This window comes from Streptomyces sp. NPDC058664, from assembly GCF_042716635.1.
Taxonomy (GTDB): domain Bacteria; phylum Actinomycetota; class Actinomycetes; order Streptomycetales; family Streptomycetaceae; genus Streptomyces.
The window spans coordinates 126,993-151,513 of the sequence record NZ_JBHXRW010000014.1; the positions used below are offsets into that span (position 1 = coordinate 126,993).

Consider the following 24,521-nt stretch of genomic DNA (forward strand, 5'->3'; position numbering starts at 1 on the left):
TGAATTCCGCACCGGCGCCGGTCGTCCCGGCTTCGCCGGGAGCGGAGAACGGCGACAGCCTTCCGAGGAGCACCTGAGGATGCGCGCGACCTCTCTCCTTGCCTTGACGTCGGCGTCAAGGCTTACGGTCGGGGACATGCGCATCGGAGAGCTGGCCGAGCGGGCCGGGACCACCACGCGGACCCTGCGGTACTACGAGTCCCGTGGTCTCCTGACCGCCCGGCGCACGGAGCAGGGGCACCGCACGTACGACGAGGACGACCTGCGGCTCCTCCAGCAGATCAGGACCCTTCAGGACTTCGGGTTCGAGCTTGAGGAGACGCGGCCGTTCGTCGACTGCCTCCGCGCCGGGCACCCGGCGGGGGACTCCTGTCCCGCGTCGATCGCCGTCTACCGGCGGAAGGTCGCCGAGCTCGACGGGCTGATCGAACAGCTCCGGGCGGTACGCGCCCAGGTGGGCGCCCAGCTGCTGCGGGCCGAGGCGGAGCTGCCGCACGGCCCGGAGCCCCGGTGCGAACTCGACACAGGCGAGCGGACGGAGGGGTGACGGGAATGACGACGTACACGGGAAGCGTGGCCGAGGTCACGGACGCGGACTTCGGCACGGAGGTGCTGGAGGCCGGGCCGCCGGTCCTGGTGAAGTTCACCGCGGAGTGGTGCGGCCCGTGCCGGCAGCTGAAGCCGGTCCTCGCCGCCCTCGCCGCGGAGCAGGGGGAGCGGCTGCGGATCGTCGAGATCGACGTCGACCGCAACCCGGAGACCACGCTGAGGTACGGGGTGCTCGCGACCCCGACGATGATGGTGTTCCGGGTCGGCGAGCCGGTGAGGTCGATCGTCGGCGCCCGGCCGAAGCGCCGCCTCCTGGAGGAGCTGGAGGACGTGCTCGCCTAGACGCCGGCAGGACTGCGCAGGGCATATGGAAATACCCCGACTAGAATTGACAGTCGGGGTATTTCCTCGCGTATATTGATGGATTCCGTGTCTGGAAACACCGCAGACGCAGAGAAGTTCAATAAACGCACTGTATCGCGCCGGGAGTCGAATTGTCAACCGAGGAATTTCGGAACGAGCAGCGGGACGAGCAGCAATTCATCACCGACCTCTACGCGCGCCTCGACGACCTGAGGGACGAGGCCGAGGCCGCCGTCGGGCGCGCCCTGCGCACCCCGGGGGTCGGCAGCAGCCAGGGCCGGCTCGAACGGGACGTGATGGTCGCCGAACAGTCCGGGCTGCTCGCCGCACTCGACGCGGGCGAGAGCGGCCTCTGCTTCGGCCGCCTCGTCTTCCGCGACGGGCGCGACCACCACATCGGCCGGCTCGGCATCCGCGAGGACGACCCGAACCGCACCCCGCTGGTCGTCGACTGGCGCGCCGAGGTCGCCCGCCCCTTCTACCTCGCCACCGGGTACGAGCCGATGGGGCTCTCCCGCCGCCGGCACATCAGCACCCGCGGCCGCACCGTGACCGCCCTCCACGACGAGGTGCTCGACCTCGCCGACGCCACCCGCACCGGGTACGAGAGCCGCGACGCCGACGAGGTGCTGCTCGCCGCGCTCGACGCCGCCCGCACCGGCCGGATGCACGACATCGTGCAGACCATCCAGGCCGAGCAGGACGCCATCATCCGCTCCCCGCACCGCGGCGTCCTCGTCGTCGAGGGCGGCCCCGGCACCGGCAAGACGGCGGTCGCCCTGCACCGGGCCGCGTACCTCCTCTACGCGCACCGCGAGCAGCTCGCCAAGCGGGCCGTCCTCATCGTCGGCCCCAACCCCGCCTTCCTCGGCTACATCGGCAACGTGCTGCCCTCCCTCGGCGAGACCGGCGTCCTCCTCGCCACCCCCGCCGAGCTGTTCCCCGGCGTCCGCGCCACCGGCACCGACACCCCCCGCGCCGCCGCCGTCAAGGGCTCCGCCGCCATGGCGGAGGCACTGGCCGCCGCCGTACGGGACCGTCAGCAGGTGCCGGAGCGCGGCGAACCGCTGATCGTCCCGCACGAGGACGGCGACCTCGTCATCGACTGGGACATGGCCCTCGAAGCCCGCCACAAGGCCCGCGAGACGGCCCTCCCGCACAACCTGGCCCGCCCCTACTTCGTCTTCCGGATCCTGGACGCCCTCGCCGAACAGCTCGCCGACCGGATCGGCGCAGACCCCTACGGCGGCCCCAACTTCCTCGGCCCCGACGACATCGCGCTGCTCGCCAAGGGCATCGCCGCCAACCCCGACGTGCACAGCGCGATCGACACCCTCTGGCCCGCCCTCACCGCGCAGGAGTTCCTCGCCGACTACCTGGCCGAGCCCACCCACCTCCCCGACGCCGACGCCACGGCGATCCGGCGCGCCGGCGGCCCCTGGACCCCCGCCGACGTGCCGCTGCTCGACGAGGCCGCCGAACTCCTCGGCGAGGACGACTCGGCCGCCCGCGCCGCGGAGGAGGCCGAACGGCAGAAGCAGATCCAGTACGCGCAGGGCGTCCTCGACGTCTCCTACGCGTCGCGCACCTACGAGTTCGAGGACAAGGAGGAGCAGGACAAGGACGCCTCCGAGGTCCTCTCCGCCCACGACATCATCGACGCCGAGCGCTTCGCCGAGCGGCACGAGGAGGCCGATCACAGGACCGCCGCCGAACGCGCCGCCGCCGACCGGACCTGGGCCTTCGGGCACATCATCGTCGACGAGGCCCAGGAGCTGTCCGCGATGGCCTGGCGGCTGCTCATGCGCCGCAGCCCGAACCGCTCGATGACCCTGGTCGGCGACCCCGCGCAGACCGGCGACCCGGCGGGCGTCGGCTCCTGGGAGCGGATCCTCGCCCCGTACGTGGACGACCGCTGGGAGCTGGTGCGGCTCGGCGTCAACTACCGGACGCCCGCCGAGATCATGGCGGTCGCGGCCGAGGTGCGACGGGCCGACGACCCGGACTTCGAGCCGCCGAGCTCGGTGCGTTCCACCGGGGTGGAGCCCTGGGACCGGACGGTCGACGACCCGGTCAAGGAGGCCGCCGACGCGGTGGCGGCCGAGCCGCGCGGCGAGGGCAGGACCGCCGTGATCGCCCCGCCGGAGCTGCATCCGGGCCTGATCGCGGCCCTCCCGGACGCCGCGTACGGTCCGGCCCCCGACCTCACCCGGCCGGTGGTCCTCCTCGACCCCCGGCAGGCGAAGGGCCTGGAGTTCGACACGGTCCTCGTCGTCGACCCCGACGCCATCGTCGCGGACGGCGTGCACGGCACCAACGACCTGTACGTGGCGCTGACCCGGGCGACCCAGCGGCTCGGGATCATCCGTACCGAGGCGCGGCCCCGCCCGTGACCACGGACGCCCCCGCCCACGGACGGGTGGGCGAGGGCGTCCGGCCGCGAGGCCTCCGGTTCAGGCCGGCCGCAGCCAGACCGTCGCGAGCGGCGGCAGCGTCATCCGGACGCTCGCCGCACGCCCGTGGTGCGGCACCGACTCCGTCTTCACCGGGTCGCGCCCCACCACGTCCCCGCCGCCGTACCGGCCGGCGTCCGTGTTCAGGACCTCGGTCCAGGCGACCACCGAGTCCGGGACACCGAGCCGGTAGTCGTGCCGGACGACCGGGGAGAAGTTGCAGACGGCGAGCAGCGGCGAACCGAACGCGTCGAAGCGCAGGAAGGCGAAGACGTTGTCCTCGGCCGCGTCCCCGACCACCCACTGGAAGCCGTCCGGGGAGGTGTCCCGCTCCCAGAGCGAGGGCGTCGCCGTGTACACCGTGTTCAGGTCGCGGACGAGGTCCCGCACCCCCCGGTGGTCCGGCTCCGCCCCGTACGCCGGGTCGAGCAGCCACCAGTCGGGCCCGTGGTCCGCCGACCACTCCGCCCCCTGCGCGAACTCCTGTCCCATGTACAGGAGCTGCTTGCCAGGGTGGGCCCACATGAAGCCCAGATAGGCGCGGTGGTTGGCGCGCTGCTGCCACCAGTCGCCCGGCATCTTCGACACCAGGGACCGCTTGCCGTGCACCACCTCGTCGTGGGAGATCGGCAGGATGTAGTTCTCGCTGTACGCGTACACCATCGAGAAGGTCATCTCGTTGTGGTGGTACTTGCGGTGCACCGGATCCTTCTGCACGTACTCCAGCGAGTCGTGCATCCAGCCCATGTTCCACTTCATGCCGAAGCCCAGGCCGCCGAAGCCGCCGGGACCCACCTGGTCCGTCGCCCGCGTCACCCCGTCCCAGGCCGTGGACTCCTCGGCGAAGGTCACGATCCCCGGGCAGCGCCGGTACACGGTCGCGTTCATCTCCTGGAGGAAGGCCACCGCGTCCAGGTTCTCCCGGCCGCCGAACTCGTTCGGCAGCCACTCGCCGTGCTCCCGCGAGTAGTCCAGGTAGAGCATCGAGGCCACCGCGTCCACCCGCAGGCCGTCGATGTGGAACTCCTGGCACCAGTACACGGCGTTCGCCACCAGGAAGTTCCGCACCTCCTTGCGGCCGTAGTCGAACTCCAGGGTCCCCCAGTCGGGGTGGTGCGACCGGCGCGGGTCCTCGTGCTCGTACAGCGGACGCCCGTCGAACTCGGCGAGCGCCCAGTCGTCCTTCGGGAAGTGCGCGGGCACCCAGTCCATCAGGACCCCGATCCCGGCGCGGTGCAGGGAGTCGATCAGGAACCTGAAGTCGTCGGGCGTACCCATCCGCGCCGTCGGCGCGTAGAAGCCTGTGACCTGGTAGCCCCACGAACCGCCGAAGGGGTGCTCGGCGACCGGCATCAGCTCCACGTGCGTGAACCCGAGGTCGCTGACGTACGCCGGCAGCTGCTCGGCGAGCTGGCGGTACGTCAGCCCCGGCCGCCACGACGGCAGGTGCACCTCGTAGACCGACAGCGGCGACTCGTGGTGCGGACGCGCGCCGCGCCGCTCCATCCACTCCGCGTCCTCCCACGTGTGGTGCGAGGCCGTGACGATCGACGCCGTGTTCGGCGGGCACTCGGTACGGCGGGCCATCGGGTCCGCGCGGAGGGTGTGCGTCCCGTCCGGCCGCGTGATGTCGTACTTGTAGACCGCGCCCTCGCCGATCCCCGGCACGAACAGCTCCCACACGCCCGTCGAGCCGAGCGAGCGCATCGGGAGCCCCGTGCCGTCCCAGTGCGTGAAGTCGCCGGTGACCCGCACCCCGCGCGCGTTCGGCGCCCAGACCGCGAAACGGGTTCCCGACACGCCCTCGTGGGTCATCGGGTGCGAGCCGAGCACCGTCCACAGCTCCTCGTGCCGGCCCTCCCCGATCAGGTGCAGATCCAGCTCCCCGAGGGACGGCAGGAAGCGGTACGGGTCGTGTACGGCGAGCTCGTCCCCGTCGTAACGGACCCGCAGCTCGTACGGCGGCACCTTGCGGAGCAGCGGCAGCAGCCCGGAGAAGATCCCGTCGCCCTCGTGCGTGAGCGGGACCCGCTTGCCCTTGGTGACGACGGTGACCTCCGTCGCCCACGGGCGCAGCACCCGGACCACCACCCCGCCGCGCACCGGATGCGCGCCGAGCAGACCGTGCGGGTCATGGTGCTCCCCGGCGAGCAGCCGGCCCCGGTCGCCCGGATCGAGTGGTGGCGCGCCCTTTTTGCGGGGCGCGGGGGACTTGGTCGTGGTGGTGGTGCTGCGGGCCGTCTTGCCTGCGGGGCGGGCGGTCACCGGGATGCCTCCTAGGGGGTACGGGGGTGTGAATGCGCAAACGGTGGGGTGAGGGGACGGGACACTCGGCCGAACGGGGGGGATGGGGTCGGCGCAGGCGGGGCCGTCGTGGGGCGTCCGCCGATTGCTCCGAACGGGGCGCGGGCCCCGTCGCGGACGAAACGCTCACGCCCCACGGGACCACCCCGCTGTGGGCGAAACGGTCCCCGCCTCGCCCACCCCGTTGTGGGCAACTGTTCCGCTGGGGCGATGGGGGTCCCCCCTGCTCGAGCGAAGCCGGGAGCTTGGGGGAGGGTGGGCACACGGGACGGCGCCCCCTGCCGGGCCCAGGCTTTCGGGCCTGGACCCGCACCCGGTGTGCATCGCACTGGTGGTGCGGGTCCAGGCACAAAGGGCGGAGGCGCCGCCGAGGGCGCCGTCCCGTGTGCCCACCCGTCCCGCCCTGCGGGGCGATTGCCCACACGGCATGGCCGAAAGCCCGCGCGAGGGTGGGTGGCCGCCCTGCGGGACGATTGCCCATACGGAGATGGGCGAAGGCCCGCGCGAGGGGGGCCGCCCTGTGGGGCAATCGCCCACACGGGGGTGGGTGGGGCCCTGAGTGGGGGGTGGGGGGTCATCGGGGGGTCGACAGGCGTTCGATCGCGGACATGGGGACCGGGAGCCAGTCCGGCCGGTGCCGGGCCTCGTAGACCACCTCGTACACCGCCTTGTCCGTCTCGTAGGCCCGGAGGAGGGCCGGATCCGCCCGGGGGTCGACCCCCGCCACCTCCGCGTACCCCGAGCAGTACGCCGCCCGGCACCGCGCCGCCCACTCCGCGTTCCACGGCCGGTGGGTGCGGGCCGCGTAGTCGAAGGAGCGGAGCATGCCCGCGACGTCGCGGACCGTCGGCTGGGGGCTGCGCCGCTCGTCCAGCGGCTTCGCCGGCTCGCCCTCGAAGTCGATGACGGCCCAGCCGCCGTCGGATCCCCGCAGCGTCTGCCCCAGGTGCAGGTCGCCGTGGATGCGCTGGACCGCGTCACCGCCGGCCGCGCCGCTCGCCGCCGCGAAGACGGCCCGCAGGCCCGGTACGTGCGGCAGGAGCGCGGGCACGGCCTGCGCCGCCGCGTGCAGCCGCCGGTCCATCGCGGCCGCCAGCTGCTCGGTCTCGGCGCGGGCGAGCCGCCGGGTGGGCAGGGCCTCGGCGAGGGCGAGGTGGACCTCGGCCGTGGCCCGGCCGAGGTCGCGCGCCTCGGCGGTGAACTCCCGTCCGTCGGCGAGCGCGTCGAGCGCGAGCCGCCAGCCGTCGCGGGAGTCCCGCAGGTAGGGCTGGAGGACGCCGAGGGTCGCGGCCCCCGACTCGAACCAGGCGACCGGGGCCGGGACCCGCGCGCAGCCGGCCCCGGCGAGGGCGAGCGGCAGCTCCAGGTCGGGGTTGGCCCCGGGGCTGACCCGGCGGAAGATCTTGAGGATGAACGAATCTCCGTAGACGAGGGACGAGTTGGACTGCTCGGCGTCGAGGACGCGGGGGGCGAGTGCGGGGGGCAGGGCGGTGGTGGCGTGGAAGCGCAGCGGGCCGGTCCGGCCGGGGGTGCGCAGCCGCTCGTAGAGGAGGCCGGCGAGCCGCGGGTCGCGCAGCCCTTCGTACACGGCCCGGCCGGCGAACGGCCCCTGCCGGATCCGCCCGATCAGGGCGGGGGCGAGGCGGGGCGGGAGCTGGGCCCTTACGCCCAGGAGCAGTTGGTAGCAGTCGGCGGGCGTGCCGGCCGGGCGGCTCGGCTGTTCGACCCGTACGAGCAGATGGAGGAGGCCGGGCCCCGGGCCGTCCAGGGGCAGCAGCTCGGTGGCCGCGTCCAGGGTGAATCCGGTGACCCGGCGGCCCTTGCCCGCGAACCAGCGCTGTCTGGGCAGCCATTCGTGGAGCAGGGGGGCGAGGGACGGAAGGAGGGCGTCCGGGGCCCGGGTGGTGGATGCGGTCTCCGGCATGGCATCGCGTCCTTTCCCCGGGGCGCGCAGTTGGCTGTCGTAAGTGTTCAAATGCGCAGAGTGTCCCGGATGACGGCTGGAACTGTCCGGATGTGCGGGACGTGTCGGAAGGGGAAGATCCGTACGGGTCCGGCAAGAAGGCCCGTATGGACCTGAATCGTGACGTGGAACGTGTGTGGGTCACAGTGCCCAGAGGGGGACGGGGAAAACCGTCCCACCCCGGACGAGAACGAACTGACCGTCGGTCAGCCCTTCTTGAGACGGAACCAGTAGAAGCCGTGTCCCGCAAGGGTCAGGAGGTACGGCAACTGCCCGATGGCCGGGAACTTCACGCCGCCGATCAGCTCGACCGGATGGCTGCCGGCGAAGCGCCGCAGGTCCAGTTCGGTCGGCTGCGCGAACCGCGAGAAGTTGTTCACGCAGAGGACGAGGTCGTCCCCGTCCTCCCTGAGGAAGGCGAGTACCGCCGGGTTGGAGGCCGGGAGTTCGGTGTACGTCCCCGTGCCGAAGGCCCGGTTCTGCTTACGGATCTCGATCATCCGCTTCGTCCAGTGCAGCAGCGAGGACGGGGAGGCCATCCCCGCCTCGACGTTGGTCACCTGGTAGCCGTGGACCGGGTCCATGATGGCCGGAAGGTAGAGCCGTCCCGGGTCGCAGGAGGAGAAGCCCGCGTTCCGGTCGGGCGTCCACTGCATCGGGGTGCGGACGCCGTCCCGGTCGCCCAGCCAGATGTTGTCGCCCATGCCGATCTCGTCGCCGTAGTACAGCACCGGCGAGCCGGGCAGCGAGAAGAGCAGCGCGGTGAACAGCTCCATCTGGTTGCGGTCGTTGTCGAGGAGCGGGGCGAGCCGGCGCCGGATGCCGATGTTGGCCCGCATCCGCGGGTCCTTGGCGTACTCGGCGTACATGTAGTCGCGTTCCTCGTCCGTGACCATCTCGAGCGTGAGCTCGTCGTGGTTGCGCAGGAAGATGCCCCATTGGCAGCCGGACGGGATCTCCGGGGTCTTCGCCAGGATTTCCGAGACCGGGTAGCGCGACTCGCGTCGTACGGCCATGAAGATGCGCGGCATGACCGGGAAGTGGAAGGCCATGTGGCACTCGTCGCCGCCCGAGGGGAAGTCCCCGAAGTAGTCGACGACGTCCTCGGGCCACTGGTTCGCCTCGGCGAGCAGCACGGTGTCCGGGTAGTGGTCGTCGATCTCCTTGCGGACCCGCTTGAGGAAGGCGTGGGTGGCCGGGAGGTTCTCGCAGTTGGTGCCCTCCTGCTGGTACAGGTACGGCACCGCGTCGAGCCGGAAGCCGTCGATCCCCAGGTCCAGCCAGAACTTCAGCGCGGAGAGGATCTCCTCCTGCACGGCCGGGTTCTCGTAGTTGAGGTCCGGCTGGTGCGAGAAGAAGCGGTGCCAGTAGTACTGCTTGCGGACCGGGTCGAAGGTCCAGTTGGAGGACTCGGTGTCGACGAAGATGATCCGGGCGTCCGCGTACTGCTTGTCGTCGTCGGCCCAGACGTAGTAGTCGCCGTACGGCCCGTCCGGGTCCCGCCGGGACTCCTGGAACCACACGTGCTGGTCGCTCGTGTGGTTCATGACGAAGTCGATGACCACGCGCATCCCGCGCTGGTGGGCCGAGTCGACGAACTCCACGAAGTCGGCCAGGTCGCCGAACTCGGGCAGCACCGACGTGTAGTCGGCGACGTCGTAGCCGCCGTCCCGCAGCGGGGACTTGAAGAACGGCGGCAGCCAGAGGCAGTCCACGCCCAGCCACTGGAGGTAGTCCAGCTTGGCCGTGATCCCCTTCAGGTCTCCGACGCCGTCCCCGTTGCTGTCCTGGAAGGACCGGACGAGGACCTCGTAGAAGACGGCCCGCTTGAACCAGTCGGGATCACGATCCTTGGCTGGGGTGTCCTCGAAGGTGTCGGGGACGGGCTCGTTGACAGTCATGATGTGGGTGACCCTCCGGTCTGCGGGGACGGTCGCAGGACGAGGACGTGCGCGGGTGTGACACCCGGTTCCAGACGCACGTAGCTGGCCCTGCCCCAGTGATAGGTCTCGCCGGTGAGCTCGTCGCGCACCGGCACGGTCTCGTGCCAGTCGAGGCCGAGTTCCGGCATGTTCAACGAGACCGTCGCCTCCTGGGTGTGGTGCGGGTCGAGGTTGACGACCATCAGAACGATGTTCGAACCGGAGCGCTTGCTGTACGCGATCACCTGTGCGTTGTCGGTGTCGTGGAATGTCAGGTTCCGCAGTTGGCGCAGCGCCGGGTGACGACGCCTGATCCGGTTCAGAGAGGTGATCAGCGGGGCGATCGTCCGCCCCGACCGCTCCGCCGACTCCCAGTCGCGCGGCTTCAGTTGGTACTTCTCCGAGTCCAGGTACTCCTCGCTGCCGTCCCGCAGCGGGGTGTTCTCGCACAGCTCGTACCCCGCGTACACGCCCCAGGTCGGCGAGAGCGTCGCCGCCAGCACCGCCCGCGCCTCGAACGCCGGCCTGCCACCCTTCTGGAGGTAGGCGTGCAGGATGTCCGGGGTGTTCACGAAGAAGTTCGGCCGCATCTGCGCCGCCGTCTCCCCGGACAGCTCCGTCAGGTACTCCGTGAGCTCCTCCTTGGTGTTCCGCCAGGTGAAGTACGTGTACGACTGCTGGAAGCCGATCGCGCCGAGCGTGCGCATCATCGCCGGCCGGGTGAAGGCCTCCGCCAGGAAGATCACGTCCGGGTCGGCCCGGTTGATCTCGCCGATCACCCGCTCCCAGAACACCACCGGCTTGGTGTGCGGGTTGTCGACGCGGAAGATCCGGATCCCGTGGTCCATCCAGTGACGGAGGACCCGCACGGTCTCCGCGACGATCCCGTCCATGTCCTTGTCGAACGCGATCGGATAGATGTCCTGGTACTTCTTCGGCGGGTTCTCCGCGTACGCGATCGAACCGTCCGGACGGTGGTGGAACCACTCCGGATGCTTCTCCACCCACGGGTGGTCCGGGGAACACTGCAGCGCGAAGTCCAGGGCGATCTCCAGACGCAGCTCCCGGGCCCGCGCCACGAAGGCGTCGAAGTCCTCGAAGGTGCCCAGGTCCGGGTGGAGCGCGTCGTGCCCGCCCTCGGGGGAGCCGATCGCCCACGGCACGCCCACGTCGTTCGGCGACGCCGACAGCGAGTTGTTGGGGCCCTTGCGGTGGGTCTCGCCGATCGGGTGCACCGGCGGCAGGTACACCACGTCGAATCCCATCGCCGCGATCGCCGGAAGCCGCTCGGCCGCGGTGCGGAAGTTCCCCGGGACCGTACGGCCCTTGACCTTCCGCACGCCCTCGGAGCGCGGGAAGAACTCGTACCAGGAGCCGAACAGGGCACGTTCCCGCTCCACCTGGAGCGGCAACGCCGGTGAGGCGGAGAGGAGTTCGCGCAGCGGATGGCGGTCGAGGATCTCGACGACCTTGGGGTTGAGCGCCGCCGCGAGCCGGGCGGCGGCCGGCCGGGACACGTCGCGCAGCGCGTCCGCGGCGGCGAGCACGGACTCCCGGCCGCCGCCCTTCTTCGGGACGCCCTTCGCGGCGCGCTCGTGCAGCTCGGCGCCCTCGGCGAGGACCAGCTCGGAGTCGATCCCGGCCGGGATCTTGATCCGCGCGGTGTGGCGCCAGGTCGCCACCGGGTCGCTCCACGCCTCGACGGTGTACGTCCAGAGGCCCTCGGCGTCCGGGGTGACCTCGGCGCCCCACCGGTCGGTGCCCGGCGCCAGTTCGCGCATCGGGGTCCAGGGGCCGGGGCGGCCGGAGGGGCCGCGCAGCACGACATTGGCGGCGACCGCGTCGTGCCCCTCGCGGAAGACGGTCGCCGTCACCTCGAAGGTCTCTCCGGCCACCGCCTTGGCGGGGCGCCGACCGCAGTCGACCAGAGGGCGGACGTCCAGTACGGGAATGCGTCCCATGAGCGGATTCACAGCATCACCTGACGGGTTACGGGGGTGCGGGTGGTGGTGCGCTCTTTCTAGCTCCGTCGACGGCCGACGGGTTGCGGGCATGGCCGCTCCTGTCCGCGTTCACTCGGATGGCGGGTCCACAGGGATGAAAAGGGGGGTACGAGGAGACGGTTTCGGGGACGTACCGGAGGAGCCTTCCCCCGGTTACCGGGTGGGCAATCCAGACGCTTTGTTAACTACTAGGGCGTAGCCACTCGGACAAGGACCGGAGCCGGACAAAGAACGGACGAAGAAAAGGCCCCGCCCTTGTGGGGCGGGGCCTGGTTCCGGCCGTCAGCGACGGGGCGTCGGGTCCGGTTCGTCCGCGTCCTTCGACCAGATCTGCCAGGGCTGGCGGGCCACCCACTCCTCCACCGGGGCCGGTTCGAGGGCGAGGACCTCCGCCGACACCCCGTCGTCGTCCGTCATCAGGAGCGGATCGGCGCCGCTCGCCATGTAGTGGTAGATCCCGGCCACTCCGGCCGCCGCCGCCGGGCCGAGGAGCCGGCCGAGGTCGCGCTCGAAAGCGGCCGGATCCAGCTCCTCGTACCGCACCGCCCGGCCGAGCCCCCGGCCGAACGCCGCCGCCAGCTCGCCGCCCGTCAGGGAGCGTTCGCCGCCGATGTCGAAGGTCCGCCCCTCCAGGCCCTCCCGGGTCAGCGCCGCGAGCGCCGCCTCCGCCAGACTCCGGTGCGAGAGCCACGCCGTCCGCGCGGACGCCGGCAGCGGATAGGCCAGCACGCCCTCCTCGACCAGGGCCGGGCCGTTCCACGGCGAGAACAGGTTGTCCAGGTACACCGGCGGCCGGATCACCACCAGCGGCACCCCGCTCTCCCGCAGGACCGCCTCCACGAGCCGCCGCGTCTCGAACGCGGCGATGTCCGTCGGGCCCAGCGGGATCCGGGTGTTGGCGTTGAAGACCAGCCGGACCGTCCCCGCGTCGAGGGCCGCCTCCGCGATGTTCCGCGCGTACGCCTCGATCCGCTCGGTCTCGTACACCAGCGGCATCGTGACGAACGCGTGCGTCGTCCCCTCGAAGAGCCGCCGCACGTCCTCCGGCCGCCCCAGGTCCCCGGTGAGGAAGAAGGCCCCGGGCAGCGGCGGCCGGTCGGCCGCCGCGCGCCGGGTCAGGGTCCGCACCCGATGGTGCCGCTCGGCGAGCAGACGGGCCACCGCGCCGCCCTGGAACCCGGTCGCGCCCACGACCGCCACCCGCATCGGAATCTGACTGGACATGTCTGTCTGAGGCCCTTCGATAGACTTCGGCCGCTGCCGTGCCGGCGTCATCCAGGCTCGCCGCGGCGGCTTCGGCCGTTCAATTAACAAACCGGGGCGGAAGTTGAAGGATCGTCCATGGACACCGTGGGAACCGACCGTCACGACCAGCACCATCGGAGTGCCGAGCACGACGACCTGCTGAGCGAACTGCTCAAACCCCTCCGCCTCACCGGCGTCTTCGACAGCCGCTGGCACGTCCGCGCCCCCTGGGCCATCGAGGGCGACGCCGAACGCAGCTGCGCCGTCCTCCACTACGTCGTCGAAGGCGCCTGCTGGATCACCACCGATCAGGAGGCGCCCCTCGAACTGCGCGCCGGAGACCTCGTCGTCTTCCCCACCGGCACCGCGCACCGCCTCTCCGACCGGCCCGAACGCCAGGGCGTCCCGCTCAGGGCCGTACTCCCCGAGCGGCAGCCCGGCACCTCCGGCGAGATCGTCATCGACGGCAGCGGACCCGAGAGCCGGCTGCTCTGCGCCGGTCTCCACTACGACGCCAGTGCCGCCACCGGCTTCTACACCTCCCTGCCCTGGGCGCTCGTCCTCGACGGCGCCCAGGTCGACCGCGAACCGCTGCTGCGCGACACGCTCCGGCTGCTCGCCGCCCCCGACCGGCCCGTCGGCCCCGGCGACCGGCTCATCACCCTGCGGGCCTTCGAGATGGCCCTGGTCCTCGCGCTCCGCCCGCTGCTCCGCGAACTCGCGGGGAATCCGGCCTCGCTGCCGCTGCTCGGGCACCCGGGGATCAGCAGGGCGGTCGTCATGATGGCGACCCGGTTCGCCGAACCGTGGACGATCGACTCCCTCGCCCGGGAGGTCGGCATGTCCCGCTCCGCGTTCACCGCCGCCTTCCGCGACCTGGTCGGCGAGTCACCGGCCCGGTACCTCGCCGCCCGCCGGATGCAGGAGGCGGGCCGGCTGCTCACCGAGACGTCGCTCCCGCAGTCGGCCGTGCCCGCCCGCGTCGGCTACCAGAGCGCCGTCGGCTTCCACCTCGCCTTCCGCAAATGGTTCGGGATGACCCCGGGGGAGTACCGGGCGGGCACCGTCCGGGCGGCCTAGAGCCCGTCCGAACGGTGCCCGCCGGGCCGACCTGACATCTTCGGGGGCTCCTGGACGGTTCTTAAGGACCCGTGGACGGTCGTTCATTGTCCCGGCGGGGTCCGCCGGACAGTCTCGGGACCGGCAGAGCCGTGACACCCGAGGAGAGGCGATACACCGGTGACGAGGTCCGGGCAGGAGTATCTGGAGGGACTGCGCGACGGACGCGAGGTCTGGCTCGACGGGGAACGGGTCAAGGACGTCACCGTCCACCCCGCCTTCCGGGCCACCGCGGCCTCCTTCGCCGGGCTCTACGACCTCGCCGACGACCCCGTGCACCACCCCGTCCTCGTCCAGGGCGGGGTGCGCCGCGCCTACGCCGTCCCCCGGTCCTACGAGGACCTCGTCGCCCGCCGGCGCGCCTTCCGGACGACGGCCGAGGCGAGTTACGGCTTCCTCGGCCGCACCCCCGACTACATGGCCGCCGGCGCGGCCGGGTTCGCCGCCGCGCCCGCCGTGTTCACCGGCGAGGCCTTCGACGGCGCCGAGAACGCCCTCGCCTTCCACCGCCGGCTCGCCGAGGGCGACCTGCACGCCGCCTTCACCCTCACCAACCCGGCCCCCGGCCGCGGTGAGGACGACCGCACGCTGCGGGTCGTCGGGGAACGGGACGGCGGGATCGTCGTCCGCGGCGCCAAGACCATCGGCACCGGCGCGGTCTTCGCCGACGAGATCCTCGTCGGCACCATCGAGCCGCTCGCCGCCGACGACGCCGAGCACGCGCTGACCTTCTCCTTACCGCTCGACGCCCCCGGCCTGAAACTGATCTCCCGCACCTCCTACGAGGAACGCTCCCGGTCCGTCTTCGACCATCCGCTCTCCTCCCGGTACGACGAGAACGACGCGATGCTGGTCTGCGAGGACGTCTTCGTGCCCTGGGAACGCGTCCTGACCTACCGCGATCCGGCCACCACCGGCGCCGTCTGGTGGCGGACCCCCGCCTACCTGAACCTCGTCCACCAGTCGGCCACCCGGTTCTGGACCAAGCTGGAGTTCCTCACCGGACTCGCGATCCTCCTCACCCGCTCCCACGGCACCGCGGAACTGCCCGCCGTCACCCAGGCCGTCGGCCGGCTCCTCGGCATGGTCGCCCAGGCCAAGGCCTTCGTGCTCGCCGCCGAGGCCTCGTACGAGGAGGTCGACGGCGGGCGCGGCGGCGTCCGCCCCGGGCAGGAGATCTCCTTCGCCCAGCGGATCATGGCCGGTGAGCTCCACCCCCGCGCCGTCCAGGACATCAAGCTCCTCGCCGGCGGGGCCCTCGTCCAGCTCCCCGCGAGCGGCCGTGACCTCCTCCACCCCGAACTCGGGCCGCTGGTCCGCCGCTACTTCGGTACTCCGGGGCACCCCGCGGAGGACCGCGTCAAACTCCTCAAACTCGCCTGGGACGCCCTCGGTTCGGAGTTCGCGGGCCGCCACGAGCAGTACGAGCGCTTCTACCACGGCGCCCCGCACGTCTACCTGACCATGCAGACCCGGGCCGGGGCCGCCGAGCGGTGCGAGAGCCTCGCGCAGGCCTGCCTCGACGGCTACGGCCTGGGGACGACCCGGTGACGGCACCACCACCGGCCCCCCGGCGCGGGGCGCTCGCGCTGCTCGCCGCCACCCAGCTGCTGCTGGTCATGGACACCGCGATCGTCAACGTCGCGCTGCCCTCCGTCGGCGAGGACCTCGGCTCCGGCTCCGCAGGCCTCTCCTGGGTCGCCAACGCCTACCTCATCGCCTTCGGCGGACTCCTCCTCCTCGGCGGCCGGGTCGCCGACCTCCTCGGCCACCGGCGGGTCTTCCTCGGCGGCCTCGGCCTGCTCGCCGCCGCCTCCGCCCTCGGCGGCCTCGCCCCGGGCGCCGACGCCCTCGTCGCCGCCCGCGCCGCCCAGGGCGCCGGCGCCGCGCTCGCCGCGGCCGCCGCCTTCGCCCTGCTGCTCCTGCTCTTCCCCGACGGGCCCGCCCGGCACCGGGCGCTCGGCGCGTTCGCGGCCATGGGCGGCCTCGGCGGCGTCCTCGGCACGGTCCTCGGCGGCGTCCTCACCGACCTCCTCGGCTGGCGCTCCACGTTCTGGCTGAACGTGCTGCTCGCGGCCGCGCTCGCCGCCCTCGCCCTCCGGGTCCTCGACGACCGCACCGGCCGCCCCCACCACGCCGGCTTCGACCTCGCCGGGGCGCTCACCGCGACCGCCGGGCTCGGACTCGTCGCCTACGCGCTCGTCGGCGCGGGAGAGGCCGGGTGGCTGTCCGCCCGCACCCTCGGCGCCGGGGGAGCGGGCGCCGCGCTGCTGCTCGCCTTCGCCGCCGTCGAGACCCGGGCCGCCGCGCCGCTCGTCCCGCCCGCGGTGCTCGCCCGTCCGGCGCTCCGCCTGGCCAACGTCCTGGCCGCGCTCGCCCAGACCACGCTGTTCCCGATGTTCTTCCTGGTCAGCCTCTACCTCCAGAGCGTCCTCGGGTACGCGCCCCTCGGCGGCGGCCTCGGCCTCCTCCCGCTGTCACTCGTCGTCGTCGCGGTCGCCCCGCAGACCGGCCGGATCATCTACCGGATCGGCCTGCACCGGGCCATGACCCTCGGCTTCGTCCTGCTGTGCGCGGGCACCCTGTGGCTGGCCCTCGCGCTCACCCCCGACGGCACGTTCGCGAGCACCGTCCTCGCCCCCAGCCTCCTGATCGGCGCCGCCCTGCCCCTGGTCATGGTCACCACCAACGTGGCGGCCACGGCGGACGCCACGGCCGAGGAGACCGGCCTCGCCTCCGGACTCGTCAACACCGGTCAGCAGTTCGGCTCCGTCCTCGGCCTCGCCGTCCTGGTGGCCGTCGCCACCACCCGCACCGGGGCCGTGGACGCGGCCCGCGCCGCCGCCGAGACGGCGGGCCACCGCGCCGCCCTGCTCACGGGCGCCGCCTTCGCCGCCCTGGCCGCCCTCCTCTCCGTACGCCTCCACCTGCCGAGACCGGCCCCGGCCCCGACCCCCTGACCACCGGCGAGTGAGCCGTGTTCTCGGCGAACCGAGCCCCAGAAGAAGGAGCGCGCTGTTTTGTTCGGCCACGTGCTGCACACGACCGAGGACGTATGCGCCGCCGACCCCCTCGGTGCCGACGCCGTGCTCGCCGCGGTACCCGCGATGAACGCGGCCGGTGACGTGCCCGCGCTGACCGTCGCCCTGCGCACCCTGGTGCCGGACCTGGACCGGGCGGCCGAGTGGAGCGTCGGCGGGGCGCTCGCGGCGATGCGGGACCTCGGCATCCTGCTCGGCTCGCTGAAGCGGCACGGCGTGCAGCCGCTCGACGCCGTACCGGAGGCGCTTCCCGTCCTCGAACTCCTGGGCCACCGCACCGACATGGTCCCCCGCGACACGGTCCACCACTACACGACCTGGAACCCGGTCGGCCCCCGCCGCCGCTCGTACACCGGCCATCCGACGGAGGCCCTGCTCCAGGAAGCCGTACGGATGGTGTTCCCCGGCCTGGTCGCGGCGCTCGACGACTGTGGCCGGGTCGCCCGCCTCGAACCGTACGACCCGGGCTTCGCGGTGGCCCTCGACCGGATCACCCGGCACGTGGGGGCGATGGTCGAGTCGATCGACCTCACCGTGGCGCGGGTGTCGCCCGAGTACTTCGCCGTGGCCCTGCGCCCGTACTTCGAGGAGATCGACGTCGCCGGCCGCGCCTACCTGGGTCCGGCCGCCGCCCAGGTGCCGCTCTGGCTGGTCGACCTGACGCTGTGGCAGTGCGACCGCCCCGACCCCGCCTACGACGCGTTCCTCGACGAGTCGGTGCCGTACGCGCTGCCGTCCTGGCGGGCGTTCCGCGACCGGTACCGCGGCGGGGTGTCGGCGGTGAGCAAGCTGTCGGCCGCGGTCAGCTGGGAGGGCGCGGACCGGCTGCCGCCCTCGCTCACCGCGTCGGCGGAGGCGCTGGGCCGGGTGCTGCGCGTCCTGAAGACCTTCCGCGCCCGGCACCTCGGCATCGCGCGCAAGGCGTACGCCGAGGACATACGCCTGTACGAGGAGGGCAGCGGCGGGGCCCCGGTCGCGCTGCTGCGCTCGATCCTGGACCTGACCAGGGAGAACGAGACCATGGTGCGCCGTGCGACCGTGCGGCGCCGTCCCGCAGTGGCCCCCGTCGGGCCGTCGGCCGCGTAGCGGCGCCGAAGGAGCAGTCGAATGTCCCTCCACACCCCGGGCGTGTACGGGCGGAGCCCGCACGTGGTGATCGCCGGTGGCGGCGTCGCCGGCCTCACCGCCGCCCTCGCCCTGCACGCCGCCGGCTTCGAGCGGGTGACCGTCGTGGAGGCGGCGCCCGCGATCCGCCCGGCGGGCGCCGGGCTCAACCTGATGCCGAACGCGGTCCGCGAACTGGACGCGCTCGGACTGCTCGACGCCCTGGAGGCGGGCGCCCTGCGCACCCGCGAGCTGCGCTACTACCACCGCTCGGGCGGGCTGATATCGAGGGAGCCGCGCGGGATCGCCGCGGGCTACCGCTGGCCGCAGCTCTCGGTCCACCGCGGCCACCTCCAGCAGGTCCTCGCGGGGGCGGTACGGGCCAGGCTCGGTCAGGCGGCCCTGGTCACCGGGGTCCGGGTGAGCGGGGTGGAACCGCTGCCGGGCGGGCGGCCGCGGCTGCGTCTCGAACACCGGGAGGGCACCCTCCGGGGCCGGGCCTCGCTCGAACCGGACGTCCTGGTGGGCGCGGACGGCATCCGTTCGGCGGTGCGGGCGGCGCTGTTCCCGGGCGAGGGCGGCCCGCCGTGGAACGGGATGCTGGTGTGGCGGGGGGTGTCCCGGATGCCGGCCAGGGCGGTGGGCTCGTTCATGCTCGTCGCGGGCGACGACCGGCAGAAGGCCGTCGTGTACCCGATGAGCCGGCCGACCGGCCAGAGCCGGGAGGTCCTGGTGAACTGGGCACTCGCGAGGCCCGCGGAGCCCACGTGCGCGGCGCCGGAGGAACGGCTCAGGGGCGACTGGGACAGGACCGCGCCCGTGGAGACGTTCCTCCCGTTCTACGAGGGCTGGGAGTTCGACGGCGTCAGCGTCCCCGACGTCCTGCGCGCCGCCGACTCCGCGCACGTGTACCCGATGGTCGACCGGGACCCCCTGGACCGCTGGACCCACGGCCGCACCACCCTCATCGGCGACGCCGCCCACGCCATGTACCCCATCGGCTCCAACGGGGCCACCCAGTCGATCGTCGACGCGCGCGCCCTCGCCCACGCCCTCGCCCGGCACCCCGACCCCGCCGAGGGCCTCGCCGCGTACGAGCGTGAACGCCGGCCGGTCACCACGGCGCTCCAGCGGGCCAACCGGGAGCTCGGCCCCGAGGTCGTCATCGCCCTCGCGCACGCGCGCGCCCCGCTCGGCTTCACCGACATCGACGAGGTCGTCCCCGCCGAGGAACGCGCCGCCATCGCCGGCCGGTACGCCGCCACGGGCGCCTTCGACCCCGAGACCGTCAACCAGGGCTCCCCGTACGAGGTGCCGCTCCCCGCCACCGGCTGACCCCGCCGCCCCGTCCGAGCTCCACGCCGCCCCCCACGCGCCGTGGCCCGGAGGGGGCCCGTGCCCTAACGTCGGAGCGGAACGACGGACGCACAGCGTGGTGCGTCCACTCCGCTCCGTACTCGCCTGCGAAGGTGGACAACGTGAAGGCAATCCGTCGATTCACCGTGCGTCCCGTCCTCCCCGACACCCTTCGACCCCTCGCCGGCCTCGCGCACAACCTGCGCTGGTCCTGGCACGAGCCCACCCGCGCCCTCTTCGACTCCCTCGCCCCCGAGGGGGAGAGCGGCGCCGACCCCGTGCGGATCCTCGGCACCCTCGAAGCCTCCCGGTTCGCCGCGCTCGCCGCCGACCAGGAGTTCCTGGCCCGGTTGCGGGCCGCCGCCGACGACCTCGACGCCTATCTGCACGCCCCCCGCTGGTACCAGGAGCAGTCCGGGGCGCCCGCGGCCCTCGCCTACTTCTCGCCCGAGTTCGGCGTCACCGCCGCCCTGCCCCAGTACTCCGGCGGTCTCGGCATCCTCGCCGGAGACCACCTCAAGTCCGCCAGCGACCTCGGCGTCCCCCTGATCGGCGTCGGACTGCTCTACCGGCACGGCTACTTCCGGCAGTCCCTCGGCCGGGACGGCTGGCAGCAGGAGCAGTACCCCGTCCTCGACCCCGGCGAGCTGCCCGTCACCCTGCTCCGCGAGGCCGACGGCACCCCCGCCCGGATCACCCTCGCCCTGCCCGGCGGGCGGAACCTGCACGCCCACCTCTGGATCGCCCAGGTCGGCCGTGTCCCGCTCCTCATGCTCGACTCCGACGTCGAGGAGAACGCCCCCGGCGAACGGAGCGTCACCGACCGGCTGTACGGCGGCGGCAGTGAGCACCGGCTCCTCCAGGAGATGCTGCTCGGCATCGGCGGCGTCCGCGCCGTCCGTACGTACACCCGGCTCACCGGCACCCCGGACCCCGAGGTCTTCCACACCAACGAGGGCCACGCCGGATTCCTCGGACTCGAACGCATCCGCGAACTCCAGGGCGCGGGGCTCGACTTCGACAGCGCCCTGGAGACCGTCCGCGCCGGCACGGTCTTCACCACCCACACCCCCGTCCCGGCCGGCATCGACCGCTTCGACCGGAGCCTGGTCGCCCGCCACCTCGGCGAGGACGGCGAACTCCCCGGCGTCGACACCGCGCGGATCCTCGCCCTCGGCGACGAGACCCCGCTCGGCGGCGAACCCGGCCTCTTCAACATGGCCGTCATGGGCCTGCGCCTCGCCCAGCGCGCCAACGGCGTCTCCACCCTCCACGGGGCCGTCAGCCGGGCCATGTTCGCCGGTCTCTGGCCGGGCTTCGACGCCGACGAGGTGCCGATCACCTCGATCACCAACGGCGTCCACGCCCCCACCTGGGTCGCCCCCGAGGTCGGCAGGCTCGGCCCCGACGCGACCGACCAGGAGCTGTGGGAGCTGCGCCGCACCCTCCGCGAACGGCTCGTGACCGACGTACGGGAGAGGCTGCGGGCCTCCTGGCGGCAGCGCGGGGCCGCCGCGGCGGAACTCGGCTGGACCGACTCCGTCCTCGACCCCGACGTCCTCACCATCGGCTTCGCCCGCCGGGTCCCCTCGTACAAGCGGCTCACCCTGATGCTCCGCGACAAGGACCGGCTGCGGGCCCTGCTCCTGCACCCCGAGCGGCCCGTGCAGCTCGTCGTCGCCGGCAAGGCCCACCCCGCCGACGACGGCGGGAAGCGGCTCGTGCGGGAACTCGTCCGGTTCGCCGACGACCCCCGGGTCCGGCACCGGATCGTCTTCCTGCCCGACTACGGCATGGCGATGGCCCGCGGCCTCTACCCCGGCTGCGACGTCTGGCTCAACAACCCGCTCCGCCCCCTGGAGGCCTGCGGCACCAGCGGCATGAAGGCCGCGCTCAACGGCTGCCTCAACCTGTCCGTCCTCGACGGCTGGTGGGACGAGTGGTTCGAGCCGGACTTCGGCTGGGCCATCCCCACCGCCGACGGCGCGGCCGCCGCCGACGAGGACCGCCGCGACGACCTGGAGGCCGCCGCCCTCTACGAGCTGATCGAACGCCGGGTCGCCCCCCGCTTCTACGACCGGGGCCCCGACGGCGTGCCCGCCGGCTGGACGGCGATGGTCCGCCGCACCCTCGCCGACCTCGGCCCGAAGGTGCTCGCCGACCGGATGGTCCGCGAGTACGTCGAACGGCTCTACGTGCCCGCCGCCACCGCCCGCCGGGCGCTCACCCCGGACCGCGCCCGGGACCTCGCCGGCTGGAAGGCCCGGGTCCGGGAGGCCTGGCCCAAGGTGACCGTCGACCACGTCGAGGTCGGCGACGGGCTCGCGGACGACCTCACGGACGCGGAGCTGGGAGCCACCCCGGTCGTCCGGGTCCGGGTGGCGCTCGGCGCGCTCGGCCCCGACGACGTCGAGGTGCAGGCGGTCACGGGCCGGGTCGACGCCGACGACACCCTCACCGACACCCGTACCGTCCCGCTGAAGCCGGCGGGCGGCCCGGACCTGGAGGGCAGGCTGACCTACGCGGGCACCCTGGAGCTCGACCGCACCGGCTCCTTCGGCTGCACGGTCCGCGTCCGCCCCGCCCACCCGCTGCTCGCCCACCCGGCCGAACTCGGCCTGGTGGCCGTGCCGGGCGAGACGACGGGGGAGGGGGCGGGGGTCCTGCTGCGGTAGGGATCCGCCGGTCCCGTCACGGCACCTCGGCCTTGTCGGCTCACGGCACCTCGGCCTTGTCGGCGAGGTGCCCGTCGACGAAGCAGAGCCGGTACACCGGGATCGCGGCGAGCAGCGTCGACCGGTAGTACCGGCACTCGTCCATGCCGGGCGGCTCGGCCGGCACCGCCTGCGGGGGGCCGTCGAGCGGGTGGTCGGGCCAGTCCTCGGCGTTCTCGTCGATCTCCGTGTGCGTCTGCCCGACCCGGATCCGGTCGTAGTCCGCCGGCTCCAGGTACGACCGGGCCTGGGTCCACAGGGCGACCCCCGCCATCAGCAGGCCGAGCGCCGCGAGGAGCGCGAGCGGGATCCAGATCGCCCGCGCCAGGTCCTTGCGGACCTCGCGGCGGGCCCGGTCCAGTTCCCGGGCCGAGGTGGGCGCGGCGGGCAGCGGGGCGGGGGGTTTCCGGGGCAGGACGGCGGTCAGGGCGAAGCCGCCGTCCTCGGTGGTCCGGTGGGTGAGGGTGCCGCCCGCGAGCCGTACGCGTTCGCCGAGCCCGACGAGGCCGGTTCCGCTTCCGCCGGAGCCGGTGCCCGCGTCGGTGCCGGGGCCGCTGACCACCCGGACCCGGACGTTCGCCGGGTCCTGGGTGACGTCCACCGCGACGGCGGCGCCGGGCGCGTGCTTGGCCGCGTTGGTGAGCCCCTCCTGTACGACCCGGTGCAGCGCGAGCCCCGACATCCCCGGCAGGGTGGGCACCGGGACCGGGGCGAGCGTGACCGCGAGGCCCGAGGCGCGGGCGCGGGCCGCCAGCTCCTCGACCGTCTCGCCGGGCGGGCTCGTCGGGGCGGCGGTGTCGTCCTCGCGCAGCACGCCGATGATGTCCCGCAGCCGGGCCGTCGCGTCCGCCGCCGCACGGCGCAGTTCGCCCGCCGCCCGCTGCTGGTCGGGGCCGAGCTCGGGGGAGACCTCGAGGGCGCCCGCGCGGATCGCGATCAGCGCCAGGTCGTGGCCGAGCGAGTCGTGCATGTCGCCCGCGATCCGGGAGCGTTCCCGCAGCCGCTCCCGGTCGGCGACCGCCGCCTGCTCGCGCTCCATCCGGTCGGCCAGTTCCCAGCCGCTGCGCACGAGCCGGTCGTACTGGCGTACGTAACGGCCGATCAGCCAGGGTGCGACGACGGCGAGGGCGAGCGCGAGGAGCAGCGTGAACCACTGGCCGAACGAGGTGTGGGTGATCGCGGTGAGGACGAGACCGGTCGCCGCGATCGCGCCGAACAGCCACAGCGCCGACCGGGTGTGCTCCTGGCGCCGTCCCGCGAGGTAGCCGAAGGCGACCAGGGCGAGGCTGTACGAGGGCGTGAACAGTTCCAGGGTGGCGGGCAGGCTCGCCACGACCGTGACCGCGAGCGGCGCGAGCGGCCACCGGCGGCTGACCGCGACGCAGCCGGCGAGCACCACGAGCCCCACGGTGACCTCGGTCCAGCTGCCGCCGTCGTTCGGGTCCGACCTCAGCAGGACGGGTACGCAGAGCAGCAGCCACAGGAGCAGGTCGAAGACGCGCTCACGCATCGGGGACCAGGCCCGCCTCGTACGCGAGGACCGCGAGCTGGACCCGGTTGCGCAGCCCGAGCCGGCCGAGGACGGCGCTCACATGGGCCTTGACGGTGCCCTCGACGACGTACATGCGGTCCGCGATCTCCTGGTTGGAGAGCCCGGCGCCGAGGAGGGCGACGACCTCCCGCTCCCGGCCGGTGAGTGGTTCGAGGCGGGCCCGCGCGGCGGCGGCGCGGGTGAAGCGCTCGCCGCCGAGGGTGTCGATGACCCGGCGGGCGACGACGGGGGAGAGGGCGGCGCCGCCCCCGGCCACGGCCCGGACCCCGGCGATGAGTTCGCGGGGGTCGCCGGACTTCAGCAGGAAGCCGCTGACGCCGCTGCCGAGCGCGCGGGCGATGTACGTGTCCTCGGAGAAGGTGGTGAGCATGACGACGGCCGCGTCGGGCACGGCCCTGCGCAGTTCCTCGGCCGCGCCGAGGCCGTCGAGCCGGGGCATCCGGATGTCCAGGAGGACGACGTCGGGCCGGTGCTCGCGGGCGAGTTCGACGGCCTCGTGGCCGTCGCCCGCCTCGGCGACCACCTCGATCCCGGGGTCGGTGACGAGGATCGCCCGTACCCCGGCCCTGATCATCGTCTCGTCGTCGGCCAGCAGCACCCTGATCATGGGTGTCAGCCTATGCAGACGCGCGGACGCGCGGACGCCCGGAGGGAAACGTTCCCTCCGGGCGTCCGCCCCGCGTGCTTCCCGGGTTACGGGAAGGTCAGCTTGAAGTTGTTGATGTAGCCGGTGTCGATCGAGGCCTTGTCCTGGGCGCGGAGCTTCCAGGCGCCGTTGGCGACCTCGGAGGAGGCGTTCACGGTGAAGGTCTGGACGATGTTGTCGGCGCTGC

17 protein-coding genes are annotated in these 24,521 nt (G+C 73.2%); 9 read left to right on the forward strand and 8 right to left on the reverse strand.

Annotated features, from left to right (window positions below):
- Positions 1–136: 136 nt before the first annotated feature.
- From ACFWUY_RS14355 to ACFWUY_RS14365, 3 genes are all read left to right on the forward strand, one after another.
- Positions 137–547 carry a MerR family transcriptional regulator gene (locus tag ACFWUY_RS14355; protein WP_384107092.1) on the forward strand — a complete coding sequence of 137 codons (411 nt, stop codon included), beginning with the start codon at positions 137–139 and terminating at the stop codon, positions 545–547.
- A 5-nt stretch (positions 548–552) separates the two neighbouring features.
- Complete coding sequence (locus ACFWUY_RS14360) at positions 553–891, forward strand: thioredoxin family protein (RefSeq protein WP_384107094.1); 339 nt, start codon at positions 553–555, stop codon at positions 889–891.
- Positions 892–1,043: 152 nt separating this feature from the next.
- A complete protein-coding gene (locus ACFWUY_RS14365) occupies positions 1,044–3,305 on the forward strand; it encodes a HelD family protein (RefSeq protein WP_384107096.1) in 2,262 nt (753 codons plus the stop codon).
- Between the two features lie 60 nt (positions 3,306–3,365).
- On the opposite strand, the gene glgB is transcribed toward ACFWUY_RS14365, so the two are convergent.
- From glgB to ACFWUY_RS14390, 5 genes are all read right to left on the reverse strand, one after another.
- Positions 3,366–5,630, reverse strand: a complete 2,265-nt coding sequence (glgB, locus tag ACFWUY_RS14370) for a 1,4-alpha-glucan branching enzyme (RefSeq protein WP_384107098.1) — start codon at positions 5,628–5,630, stop codon at positions 3,366–3,368.
- Between the two features lie 613 nt (positions 5,631–6,243).
- On the reverse strand, positions 6,244–7,593 hold the full coding sequence (locus tag ACFWUY_RS14375) for a maltokinase (RefSeq protein ID WP_384107100.1): 1,350 nt from the start codon (positions 7,591–7,593) through the stop codon (positions 6,244–6,246).
- A 245-nt stretch (positions 7,594–7,838) separates the two neighbouring features.
- Entirely contained in the window at positions 7,839–9,533 is a 1,695-nt protein-coding gene (gene treS, locus ACFWUY_RS14380) for a maltose alpha-D-glucosyltransferase (protein ID WP_384107102.1), read from the reverse strand.
- Positions 9,530–11,515: an alpha-1,4-glucan--maltose-1-phosphate maltosyltransferase gene (locus ACFWUY_RS14385; RefSeq protein WP_384107105.1), complete on the reverse strand. Its 1,986-nt coding sequence runs from the start codon at positions 11,513–11,515 to the stop codon at positions 9,530–9,532. Before ACFWUY_RS14385 ends, treS begins: the two co-directional genes overlap by 4 nt.
- A gap of 324 nt (positions 11,516–11,839) precedes the next feature.
- Positions 11,840–12,781, reverse strand: coding sequence for an SDR family oxidoreductase (locus ACFWUY_RS14390; protein WP_384107107.1), 942 nt, complete (start codon positions 12,779–12,781; stop codon positions 11,840–11,842).
- Between the two features lie 117 nt (positions 12,782–12,898).
- On the opposite strand from ACFWUY_RS14390, the gene ACFWUY_RS14395 reads away from it, so the two are divergent.
- From ACFWUY_RS14395 to glgP, 6 genes are all read left to right on the forward strand, one after another.
- Positions 12,899–13,882 carry an AraC family transcriptional regulator gene (locus tag ACFWUY_RS14395; RefSeq protein WP_384107109.1) on the forward strand — a complete coding sequence of 328 codons (984 nt, stop codon included), beginning with the start codon at positions 12,899–12,901 and terminating at the stop codon, positions 13,880–13,882.
- Positions 13,883–14,041: 159 nt separating this feature from the next.
- On the forward strand, positions 14,042–15,472 hold the full coding sequence (locus tag ACFWUY_RS14400; RefSeq protein WP_384107111.1) for a 4-hydroxyphenylacetate 3-hydroxylase family protein: 1,431 nt from the start codon (positions 14,042–14,044) through the stop codon (positions 15,470–15,472).
- Positions 15,469–16,881, forward strand: a complete 1,413-nt coding sequence (locus ACFWUY_RS14405; RefSeq protein ID WP_384107113.1) for an MFS transporter — start codon at positions 15,469–15,471, stop codon at positions 16,879–16,881. The genes ACFWUY_RS14400 and ACFWUY_RS14405 overlap by 4 nt, the downstream gene beginning before the upstream one ends.
- 60 nt (positions 16,882–16,941) lie before the next feature.
- Positions 16,942–18,048 carry a monodechloroaminopyrrolnitrin synthase PrnB family protein gene (locus ACFWUY_RS14410; RefSeq protein WP_384107115.1) on the forward strand — a complete coding sequence of 369 codons (1,107 nt, stop codon included), beginning with the start codon at positions 16,942–16,944 and terminating at the stop codon, positions 18,046–18,048.
- A 21-nt stretch (positions 18,049–18,069) separates the two neighbouring features.
- Complete coding sequence (locus ACFWUY_RS14415) at positions 18,070–19,401, forward strand: FAD-dependent monooxygenase (protein ID WP_384107117.1); 1,332 nt, start codon at positions 18,070–18,072, stop codon at positions 19,399–19,401.
- A 143-nt stretch (positions 19,402–19,544) separates the two neighbouring features.
- Complete coding sequence (gene glgP / locus ACFWUY_RS14420) at positions 19,545–22,097, forward strand: alpha-glucan family phosphorylase (protein WP_384107119.1); 2,553 nt, start codon at positions 19,545–19,547, stop codon at positions 22,095–22,097.
- Between the two features lie 40 nt (positions 22,098–22,137).
- On the opposite strand, the gene ACFWUY_RS14425 is transcribed toward glgP, so the two are convergent.
- The 3 genes from ACFWUY_RS14425 to ACFWUY_RS14435 all read right to left on the reverse strand — a co-directional run.
- Entirely contained in the window at positions 22,138–23,646 is a 1,509-nt protein-coding gene (locus ACFWUY_RS14425; RefSeq protein ID WP_384107121.1) for a sensor histidine kinase, read from the reverse strand.
- Entirely contained in the window at positions 23,639–24,295 is a 657-nt protein-coding gene (locus ACFWUY_RS14430; RefSeq protein ID WP_384107123.1) for a response regulator, read from the reverse strand. Before ACFWUY_RS14430 ends, ACFWUY_RS14425 begins: the two co-directional genes overlap by 8 nt.
- An 86-nt stretch (positions 24,296–24,381) precedes the next feature.
- Positions 24,382–24,521 (reverse strand): proprotein convertase P-domain-containing protein (locus ACFWUY_RS14435; protein WP_384107137.1); only part of this gene is annotated, 140 nt, incomplete at its 5' end.